The organism is Methylobacterium nonmethylotrophicum (genome assembly GCF_004745635.1).
Lineage (GTDB): Bacteria > Pseudomonadota > Alphaproteobacteria > Rhizobiales > Beijerinckiaceae > Methylobacterium > Methylobacterium nonmethylotrophicum.
Map to the genome: position 1 here is coordinate 1 of NZ_SRLB01000097.1, position 1192 is coordinate 1192.

The window sequence follows — 1192 nt, forward strand, 5'->3', positions numbered from 1 at the left end:
ATGGCCAAGGAAAAGTTTTCGCGGACGAAGCCGCACTGCAACATCGGGACGATCGGTCACGTCGACCACGGCAAGACGTCGCTGACGGCGGCGATCACGAAGGTTCTGGCTGAGACCGGCGGGGCCACGTTCACGGCCTACGACCAGATCGACAAGGCGCCGGAGGAGAAGGCGCGGGGCATCACGATCTCGACGGCGCATGTCGAGTACGAGACGCAGAACCGGCACTACGCCCACGTCGACTGCCCCGGCCACGCCGACTACGTGAAGAACATGATCACGGGTGCGGCGCAGATGGACGGCGCGATCCTGGTCGTGTCGGCGGCCGACGGCCCGATGCCGCAGACCCGGGAGCACATCCTGCTCGCGCGCCAGGTCGGCGTGCCGGCGCTGGTGGTGTTCATGAACAAGGTCGACATGGTGGACGACCCTGAGCTGCTCGAGCTGGTCGAGCTCGAGGTGCGCGAGCTTCTGTCGAAGTACGACTTCCCGGGCGACGACATCCCGATCACCAAGGGCTCGGCGCTGTGCGCGCTGGAGAACCGGGAGCCGAAGATCGGTCACGACGCGATCCTCGAGCTGATGACGCATGTGGATGCCTACATCCCGCAGCCGGAGCGTCCGATCGACCTGCCGTTCCTGATGCCGATCGAGGACGTGTTCTCGATCTCGGGGCGCGGCACGGTGGTGACGGGCCGGGTCGAGCGCGGGATCATCAAGGTGGGTGAGACGGTGGAGATCGTCGGCATCCGGGCGACGCAGACGACGACGGTGACGGGCGTCGAGATGTTCCGCAAGCTGCTGGACCAGGGCCAGGCGGGCGACAACGTCGGGGTTCTGCTGCGCGGCACCAAGCGCGAGGACGTGGAGCGCGGCCAGGTGGTGTGCAAGCCGGGCTCGGTGAAGCCGCACACGAAGTTCAAGGCCGAGGCCTACATCCTGACCAAGGACGAGGGCGGCCGCCACACGCCGTTCTTCACCAACTACCGTCCGCAGTTCTACTTCCGGACGACGGACGTGACGGGCGTGTGCCAGCTGCCCGAGGGCACCGAGATGGTGATGCCGGGCGACAACGTGACGATGGACGTGACGCTGATCGTGCCGGTGGCGATGGAGGAGAAGCTGCGCTTCGCCATCCGCGAGGGCGGCCGCACCGTCGGCGCCGGCGTCGTCGCCTCCATCACCGAGTAAG

1 protein-coding gene is annotated in these 1192 nt (G+C 66.9%); it reads left to right on the forward strand.

What is annotated here, in order from left to right:
- Positions 1-1191 (forward strand): elongation factor Tu, encoded by a 1191-nt coding sequence (gene tuf / locus EU555_RS35935; RefSeq protein WP_135420164.1) that lies wholly within the window; start codon positions 1-3, stop codon positions 1189-1191.
- The last annotated feature ends 1 nt before the right edge of the window (position 1192 follow it).